Source organism: Paraburkholderia sp. (assembly GCF_034668105.1).
Lineage (GTDB): Bacteria > Pseudomonadota > Gammaproteobacteria > Burkholderiales > Burkholderiaceae > Paraburkholderia.
Map to the genome: position 1 here is coordinate 1 of NZ_JAXDPY010000669.1, position 8,866 is coordinate 8,866.

7 protein-coding genes are annotated in these 8,866 nt (G+C 60.6%); all 7 read left to right on the forward strand.

Annotated elements, in window-relative coordinates; translation table 11 throughout:
- Positions 1-17: 17 nt before the first annotated feature.
- Positions 18-1,556 (forward strand): CoA-acylating methylmalonate-semialdehyde dehydrogenase, encoded by a 1,539-nt coding sequence (locus tag QOC89_RS29575; RefSeq protein ID WP_323048290.1) that lies wholly within the window; start codon positions 18-20, stop codon positions 1,554-1,556.
- A 986-nt stretch (positions 1,557-2,542) separates the two neighbouring features.
- Positions 2,543-4,252, forward strand: coding sequence for a GMC family oxidoreductase (locus tag QOC89_RS29580; RefSeq protein ID WP_323048285.1), 1,710 nt, complete (start codon positions 2,543-2,545; stop codon positions 4,250-4,252).
- Positions 4,253-4,687: 435 nt separating this feature from the next.
- The gene (locus tag QOC89_RS29585) at positions 4,688-5,467 is read left to right on the forward strand and encodes an ABC transporter ATP-binding protein (RefSeq protein WP_323048286.1); all 780 of its coding nucleotides are present in this window, start codon (positions 4,688-4,690) and stop codon (positions 5,465-5,467) included.
- Positions 5,464-6,222: an ABC transporter ATP-binding protein gene (locus QOC89_RS29590; RefSeq protein ID WP_323048287.1), complete on the forward strand. Its 759-nt coding sequence runs from the start codon at positions 5,464-5,466 to the stop codon at positions 6,220-6,222. Before QOC89_RS29585 ends, QOC89_RS29590 begins: the two co-directional genes overlap by 4 nt.
- A 66-nt stretch (positions 6,223-6,288) precedes the next feature.
- The gene (locus tag QOC89_RS29595) at positions 6,289-7,503 is read left to right on the forward strand and encodes an ABC transporter substrate-binding protein (protein ID WP_323048288.1); all 1,215 of its coding nucleotides are present in this window, start codon (positions 6,289-6,291) and stop codon (positions 7,501-7,503) included.
- A 195-nt stretch (positions 7,504-7,698) separates the two neighbouring features.
- Positions 7,699-8,583: a branched-chain amino acid ABC transporter permease gene (locus tag QOC89_RS29600; RefSeq protein WP_323048289.1), complete on the forward strand. Its 885-nt coding sequence runs from the start codon at positions 7,699-7,701 to the stop codon at positions 8,581-8,583.
- On the forward strand, positions 8,583-8,866 hold a 284-nt coding region (locus QOC89_RS29605), incomplete at its 3' end, for an ABC transporter permease subunit (protein WP_416340503.1). The genes QOC89_RS29600 and QOC89_RS29605, both read left to right, overlap by 1 nt.

An 8,866-nucleotide genomic window follows, 5' to 3' on the forward strand; every position in this document is an offset into this window, starting at 1 on the left:
AGGAAGAGGACAAGACGATGAGCGAGACATATCAGGACGAAACCGTCCGGAGCGAGACGAGCGCACGCGCGCTGACCCATTTCATCAACGGCAAGCGGATCGACGGCACGAGCGGCCGTTTCGGCGACGTCTTCAATCCCGCGCTTGGCAGCGTGAGCGCGCGCGTGCCACTGGCGAGCGTCGCGGAAGTGGATGCGGCGGTCGCTGCCGCCAACGCGGCGTTTCCCGCATGGAGCGAAACCGCGCCGATCAAGCGGGCGCGCGTGCTGTTCAAGTTCAAGGAATTGCTCGACCGTCACCATGACGAACTCGCGGAGTTGATCACGCGCGAGCACGGCAAGGTGTTTTCGGATGCGAAGGGCGAGGTGATGCGCGGCATCGAGATCGTCGAGTTCGCGTGCGGCATTCCGAATCTGTTGAAGACCGACTTCACCGACCAGATCGGCGGCGGCATCGACAACTGGAATTTGCGTCAGCCGCTGGGCGTGGTCGCCGGGATTACGCCGTTCAATTTCCCGATGATGGTGCCGTGCTGGATGTTTCCGGTGGCGATCGCCTGCGGCAACACGTTCGTGCTGAAGCCATCGGAGCGCGATCCGTCCGTCTCGAATCGATTGGCGGAACTGCTGAAAGAAGCGGGTTTGCCGGATGGCGTGTTCAACGTCGTGCATGGCGACAAGGTCGCGGTGGATGCGTTGCTCGTGCATCCCGAGGTGAGCGCGTTGTCGTTTGTCGGTTCGACGCCGATTGCCGAGTACATCTATACGGAAGGCACGAAGCACGGCAAGCGCGTGCAGGCGTTGGGCGGTGCGAAGAATCACCTCGTGGTGATGCCGGACGCGGATCTCGATCAGGCGGTCGATGCATTGATCGGTGCGGCCTACGGTTCGGCGGGCGAGCGTTGCATGGCGATTTCGGTGGCTGTCGCAGTGGGGCATATCGCCGATGAATTGATCGGGCGACTGACGCCGCGAGTGAAGAGCCTGAAGATTCTCAACGGCATGGAATCGGAAGCCGAGATGGGGCCGTTGGTGACGGCCGCGCATCGCGAGAAAGTGACAGGTTATATCGATGCCGGTGTTGAGGCTGGTGCGAAGCTGGTTGTGGATGGACGGGGCCATCAGGTGGCCGGGCATGAGAAAGGGTTCTTTCTTGGCGGCACTTTGTTCGATGATGTCTCGACCGACATGAAGATTTATCGCGAGGAGATTTTTGGTCCGGTGCTGTGTGTTGTGCGGGTGCCGGATTTTGCGTCTGCTGTCGAGTTGATTAATGCTAACGAGTTTGCCAATGGGGTGTCGTTGTTTACCTCCGATGGTGGTGTGGCTCGGGCATTTGCGCGGCGGATCGAGATTGGGATGGTGGGGATTAATGTGCCGATTCCTGTGCCGATGGCATGGCATTCTTTTGGTGGGTGGAAGAGGTCTTTGTTTGGTGATCACCATGCCTATGGGGAAGAGGGTGTGAGGTTTTATACGCGGTATAAGAGCATCATGCAGAGGTGGCCCGATAGCATCGGGAAGGGGGCTGAGTTTGCTATGCCGGTGGCTAAATAAGAGGTAATGGTTTTTTTTGCCTGCGGGCGGTTGGTTGTTTGTCTGCCTGCGGCGGTGGCTTTTTTCTTGATTTGGTTGTCTGCTGGGCGCCTGGTTGTCTGTGTGCCTGCGGCGTTGGCCTTTCCTTGTGTTCTTATTGGTCTATTAGCGTTGCCCCTGTGCGGGGCGGCACTTACTTTCTTTGCCGCCGCAAAGAAAGATAAGCAAAGAAAGCGGCTCAACCCGCCAGCTCATAAGCGGGTCCCCCGCGCAGTCGCGGTAGTGGTGCATCTGGAATCCGTGCCTTCGCACATTCGGCGTTAGTGACTAAGCCGTCTTCAGCTCCCACTCCGCACTACGTGCGTCGCGGATGGGTATGCACGGGAAACCCGCGGCTTCGTTTGGGGCGGCGAGGCCCTCGGCTCCGCCCCGAGGATGCGCACAAGCGACCCCGTCGAGAGAGGCACAAGCGAAGACGTGGCAACGCGAAGAGGCGGCGAGGCGAAAAGGCGAAAAGGCGAAAAGGCAAAAGGCGCAACAGTGAAACGGTGGCACGGGTTGGTACACCGTGCCGACTGAAGCGCGAGTGCGAAAACAAGGTGGTTGGTTTTATGAAATGGTCTTCGGCGCGCGTAGCGTCGCTGGAAGTATGACTGCCTGGTCACTGAGGCTGAATGTGCGAGGGAACGGATTCCAGATGCACCACTACTGTGACTGTGCGGGGGACCCGCTTATAAGCTGGCGGGTTGAGCCGCTTTCTTTGCTTATCTTTCTTTGCGGCGGCAAAGAAAGTAAGTGCCGCCCCGCACAGGGGCAACGCTAATAGACCAATAAGAACACAAGGAAAGGCCAACGCCATAGGCACACAGACAACCAGGCGCCCAGCAGACAACCAGATCAGGAAAAGCCCACCGCCGCAGACAGACAGAAAGACAGACAGACAGACAGAAAGACAGAAAGACAGATAGTAAGCGCCCCGCAGGCAACAAAGATCAGGAGACAAAACAATGATCAACACCAAACCCCACGCCGCCAGGCGTACAGAAGGCGAATTCGACTACATCATCGTAGGCGCCGGCACGGCAGGCTGCCTCCTGGCCAATCGCCTGTCTGAAGATCCAGAAATCCAGGTCCTCCTTCTGGAAGCCGGCGGCAAAGACGACTATCACTGGATCCACGTGCCGGTAGGCTATCTCTACTGCATTGGCAATCCTCGCACCGACTGGCTCTACAAAACCCAGTCAGAACCCGGCCTGAACGGCCGCTCCCTTTCATATCCGCGCGGCAGAGTACTGGGCGGCAGCTCATCCATCAACGGCATGATCTACATGCGCGGCCAGCGCGAGGACTACGATGATTGGGCCCGTGTCACCAACGACGCCTCCTGGTCATGGAACGCCGTCCTCCCCATCTTCAAACGCAGCGAAGACCATCACGCCGGCGCGTCGGAATCGCATGGCGCAGGCGGCCCATGGCGCGTCGAAAAGCAACGCCTGAAATGGAAAATCCTCGAAGAGTTTTCACACGCCGCGCAACAAACCGGTATACCCGCCACCGAAGACTTCAATCGCGGTGACAACACCGGCGTCGGCTACTTCGACGTCAATCAGAAACGCGGTATCCGTTGGAACGCGTCGAAAGCATTCTTGCGCCCAGCGCTCAAGCGCCCAAATCTCACCGTCATCACCGGCGCGCACACACAGCGCGTCGTGTTCGAAGGACGTCGCTGCACCGGCGTCGAATATCGCGGCGACAACGCCGACTATCTCGCCAAAGCCCGCTGTGAAGTCATCCTCAGTTCGGGTGCGGTCAACTCGCCGCAATTGCTCGAACTGTCAGGTATCGGTAATGGCGCACGCCTGCAGAACCTCGGCATCGAGGTCGTGAACGATCTGCGCGGTGTCGGCGAAAATCTGCAGGACCATTTGCAATTGCGCATGGCCTATAAGGTCGACGGCGTGCGCACACTCAATACCGCCTCCGCCCATTGGTGGGGCAAGCTGTTGATCGGCATGCAGTACGCATTCTTTCAAAGCGGCCCGATGTCGATGTCGCCATCGCAACTCGGCGCGTTCGCCAAGTCCGATCCGGATGATCGCTCGCTCACGCGCCCCGACCTCGAGTATCACGTGCAGCCGCTCTCGCTCGATCGCTTCGGTGAACCGCTGCATCGCTTCAATGCATTCACCGCCTCGGTGTGTCAGTTGCGGCCGACCTCGCGCGGCAGCATTCACATTGAATCAAACGATCCTTCGGCGCCACCGTTGATCTCGCCCAACTATCTGTCCACGGACTACGACCGGCACGTCGCCGCCAACGCGTTGCGTCTCACGCGTCGCATTGCCGCCGCGCCTGCGCTCGCGCGCTATCGGCCGCAAGAGATTCTGCCCGGTATTCAGTACCAGACCGAAGATGAACTTCGGCAGGCCGCGGGTGCGGTCGGCACCACCATTTTTCATCCGGTCGGCACGTGCCGCATGGGCACCATCGACGATCCCGGCGCGGTAGTCGACAACCGGCTACGAGTTATCGGTGTTGACGGTTTGCGCGTGGTCGATGCGTCCGTCATGCCGTCCATCACCTCGGGCAACACCAATTCGCCGACCCTGATGATCGCCGAACGCGCCAGCGACATGATCCGCGAAGACCGCCGCGCAGGCGTCGCCAGCAGCGTGCTGGCTCAGACGAGCGCTGCGCCGTCCATGTCCACCATGTGACACGCCGTGTGCAGGAACTGGCACGCGGTTTGGCACGGCAGCCGAGGCAGCGGCGCGTGCCTCGGACTTTCCCTGGCATGTCTTGAGCAAAGTTAAGCGCCGCTCGGGCATCCGAAGGCCCGCTGGAGCACGATCCAAGAATCGCTCGGGCATCCCGGGCACGCCCCGCGCAAGATCCAAACCCCGCTCCGGCACGCCTCGCGCGTGCCGTCGGCCTGTTTCACGCAGTCGTCATCCACTAAGTGCAAATCCCAATGAATGCGCTGCATCATTGGCGCGACAATGGCAGCCATGCTGCGTGCCGCCCTATGGATTACCGTCCGGATTGGTGCAGCACGCCAACGAGCGACACGGGGGTGTCGCCGTCATCAAACGTCGCGCAGGGGTTTGCGCGGAAGATCGTAGTGCTTCGCCTTACTCCGTATGGAAGGGAACATGATTCTCGGCGATACGATTCTCGAAACTCGCGGGCTCACCCGTGAGTTCAAAGGCTTCATCGCCGTGAACGGGGTGAACCTGCGTGTGCGCCGTGGCTCGATCCATGCGTTGATCGGCCCGAATGGGGCGGGCAAGACCACCTGCTTCAATCTGCTCACCAAATTTCTCGAACCGACTGCGGGTCAGATCGTCTTCAACGGCGTCGACATCACCAATGAACGCCCGGCGCAAATCGCGCGACGCGGCATCATCCGGTCATTTCAGATCTCTGCTGTGTTTCCGCATCTGACAGCATTGCAGAACGTGCGCATTGGTTTGCAACGCGTGCTGGGCACCGCATTTCACTTCTGGAAGAGCGAACGCACGCTGCACCAACTCGACGATCGCGCGATGGATCTGCTCACTCAGGTCGGACTGACCGATTTCGCCGACGTGCTCACGGTAGAACTGTCCTATGGCCGCAAACGCGCGCTGGAAATCGCCACCACGCTCGCGATGGAGCCCGAGTTGATGTTGCTGGACGAGCCGACTCAAGGCATGGGCCATGAAGACGTCGATCGCGTCACCGCGTTGATCAAGAAAGTATCGAGCGGCCGCACGATCCTGATGGTCGAGCACAACATGAACGTGATCGCCGGCATCTCCGACACCATCACTGTGCTGCAACGGGGCGAAGTGCTTGCTGAAGGCAGCTACGCTGAAGTATCGAAGAACCCACTCGTGATGCAGGCCTACATGGGCAGCGCGGATGCGGCGCTCGCCGGAGCTCACGCATGAACACGATTGCGGAGCGTGAAGGCCTCGAAGTGAGCGACACGGCTGGCGGTGCCCCCGCGCTGGAAATCGCGGGTTTGCAGGCATGGTACGGGGAGTCCCATATCCTGCATGGCGTCGATCTGACGGTAAACCGTGGCGAAGTCGTCACGCTGCTTGGCCGCAACGGCGCGGGGCGCACCACCACCTTGCGGGCGATCATGGGCCTGACCGGCCGGCGCACCGGTTCGATCCGCATCGGCGGACGCGAAACCATCAACCTGCCCACGCATCGCATCGCCCATTGCGGCATCGGTTATTGCCCGGAAGAGCGTGGCATTTTTTCGAGCCTCTCGTGTGAGGAAAATCTGCTGTTGCCGCCGCCCGTCGGCGACAAGGCGCACATGATGTCGCTCGAAGAAATCTATTCGATGTTTCCGAATCTGCAGGAACGCCGCATGAGCCAGGGCACGCGGCTCTCGGGCGGTGAGCAGCAGATGCTGGCCGTCGCGCGCATTCTGCGCACCGGTGCGAGTTTGCTGTTGCTCGACGAAATCTCGGAAGGCCTCGCACCCGTCATCGTGCAAGCGCTCGCGCGCATGATCATGACGCTCAAGGCGCGCGGCTACACCGTCGTGATGGTCGAACAGAATTTCCGCTTTGCCGCGCCCCTCGCCGATCGCTTCTACGTGATGGAGCACGGTGGGATCGTGGAACACTTCGGGGCCACTGAGCTCGAAAGCAAGATGCCGGTACTGCACGATCTACTGGGCGTATAGACAGGAAGTAACGAAAAGCGTCCGATTGCCTCTGATAACCACAAGCGAAGAAACCAGGAGACAGGAATGAAAAAGAACCCACTCGCGCGGCTTGCCACACTATGTTTCGCGGTTGCCGCCGGCGCCGCGTTGACGATGAGCAGCGCGCAAGCGGCTGACGATGCGGTCAAGATCGGCTTCATCACCGATCTGTCGGGGCTGTATGCGGACATCGACGGCCAGGGCGGCCTCGAAGCGATCCGCATGGCAATCGCCGACTTCGGCGGCAAGGTCGACGGCAAGCCCATTACGCTGGTCTACGCGGATCACCAGAACAAGGCGGATATCGCCGCGTCGCGCGCGCGCGAATGGTTCGACCGCGATGGCGTCGATATGCTGATCGGCGGCACGAACTCGGCGACCGGTCTGTCGATGAACACGGTGGCCGGCGAGAAACACAAGGTCTACATCAACATCGGCGCCGGCGCGGACACGCTGACCAACGAGCAATGCACGCCGTACACGATTCACTATGCGTACGACACCACGGCGCTGGCCAACGGCACCGGTTCTGCGGTGACGAAGCAGGGCGGCAAGACGTGGTACTTCCTGACGGCTGACTACGCGTTCGGCAAGGCGCTGGAAAAAGCCACCTCGGACGTGGTGAAGGCGAATGGTGGCCAGGTGCTCGGCGCGGTGCGGCATCCGCTGTCGGCATCGGACTTCTCCTCGTTCCTGTTGCAGGCGCAGGCGTCGAAGGCGCAGATTCTCGGCCTCGCCAACGCGGGCGGCGACACGGTCAACTCAATCAAGGCGGCCAAGGAATTCGGCATCACCAAGACAATGAAACTGGCCGCGCTGCTGATGTTCATCGACGACGTGCACAGCCTGGGTCTGGAAACCACGCAAGGCCTGGTGCTGACCGACAGCTGGTACTGGAACAAGGACGCCGCCACGCGTAAGTGGGCGCAGCGCTACTTCGAGAAGACCAAGAAGATGCCGTCGAGCCTGCAAGCCGCGGATTACTCGGCGACCATGACCTACCTGAACGCGGTGAAGGCAGTCGGCTCTACCGATACCGACAAGGTGATGGCGCAACTGAAGAAGACCAAAATCGACGACTTCTACGCCAAGGGCTATATCCGTCAGGACGGCAGCATGATCCACGACATGTACCTGATGCAGGTGAAGACGCCGGCCGAATCCAAGGAGCCGTGGGACTACTACAAGATCATGGCGACGATCCCGGGCGAACAGGCGTTCACGACCAAGGCGCAGACGCGCTGCGCGTTGTGGAAATAAGCGCGGGTTGATAACCACACGGCCGCCTTTGAGCTCCATCTGACCGGAGATTAATGGCGCCGTGATGGTACACAGCTCGACGGTAAAGCGTTTCACATGCCGCGTGTGATCGGCGCATGGCTCACCGATCGCACGCCGGCCGGATCGTGCATGACCGATCTCACCTTGGCGATGGCTTAAGGGATTAAGGCTTCAATGGAAATCTTTGGCGTTCCGCTACCGGCAATGCTGAGCCAGCTGCTGCTGGGGCTCGTGAACGGCTCGTTCTACGCGATTCTGAGCCTGGGGCTTGCGGTCATTTTCGGCTTGCTCAACGTGATCAACTTCGCGCACGGCGCGTTGTTCATGCTCGGCGCGATGCTCGCGTGGATGGGGTTTTCGTACCTCGGGCTGCCGTACTGGGTGATGCTGGTACTCGCGCCGGTTATCGTCGGCGTGTTCGGCATGGTGATCGAGCGCTCGATGCTGCGCTGGCTCTACAAGCTCGACCATCTGTATGGATTGCTGCTGACCTTCGGGCTCACGCTGGTAGTGGAGGGCGTGTTCCGTTCGATCTACGGCTCCTCCGGCCAGCCGTACGACGTGCCGTCGGCACTCTCCGGCGCGACCGACCTCGGCTTCATGTTTCTGCCGAACTATCGTGCGTGGGTGGTGGTGGCGTCGCTCGTGGTCTGCTTCGCGACGTGGTTCGTGATCGAGAAGACGCGTCTTGGCGCCTATCTGCGCGCGGGCACTGAAAACCCGAAGCTGGTTGAGGCGTTCGGCATCAACGTGCCGCTGATGATCACGCTCACCTACGGCTTCGGCGTCGCGCTGGCAGCATTTGCCGGCGTGCTCGCCGCGCCTGTGATTCAAGTCTCGCCGCTGATGGGCCAGCCGATGATCATCACCGTGTTCGCGGTGGTCGTGATCGGCGGCATGGGCTCAATCATGGGCTCGATTCAGACTGGCCTGATGTTAGGCGTGATCGAAGGGCTGACGCGTGTGTTTTACCCGGAAGCGTCGGCGACCGTCGTCTTCGTGATCATGGCGCTCGTGTTGCTGGTGCGTCCGGCGGGTCTCTTCGGCAAGGAAAAATGATGCAGAGAAAAGTGCTCTACGGTCTGCTGCTGATCGCGCTTCTCGCGGTGCCGGTGCTCGGCATCTATCCGCTCTTCATCATGAAGGTCATGTGCTTTGCGTTGTTCGCCGCGGCCTTCAATCTGCTGATCGGCTACACCGGCTTGCTCTCGTTTGGTCACGCCATGTTTCTCGCCTCTGCCGGCTACGTCACCGGTTATGCGATGCAGACGCTTGGCTTCTCGCCGGAACTCGGTGTGCTGGCCGGCACGGCCGCGGCGACGGTGCTGGGGCTGGTGGTCGG

Coding starts and splice junctions, on each gene's coding strand:
- QOC89_RS29585 (WP_323048286.1), top strand. CDS start 4,688: ATGATTCTCGGCGATACGATTCTCGAAACTCGCGGGCTCACCCGTGAG.
- QOC89_RS29580 (WP_323048285.1), top strand. CDS start 2,543: ATGATCAACACCAAACCCCACGCCGCCAGGCGTACAGAAGGCGAATTC.
- QOC89_RS29600 (WP_323048289.1), top strand. CDS start 7,699: ATGGAAATCTTTGGCGTTCCGCTACCGGCAATGCTGAGCCAGCTGCTG.
- QOC89_RS29590 (WP_323048287.1), top strand. CDS start 5,464: ATGAACACGATTGCGGAGCGTGAAGGCCTCGAAGTGAGCGACACGGCT.
- QOC89_RS29575 (WP_323048290.1), top strand. CDS start 18: ATGAGCGAGACATATCAGGACGAAACCGTCCGGAGCGAGACGAGCGCA.
- QOC89_RS29595 (WP_323048288.1), top strand. CDS start 6,289: ATGAAAAAGAACCCACTCGCGCGGCTTGCCACACTATGTTTCGCGGTT.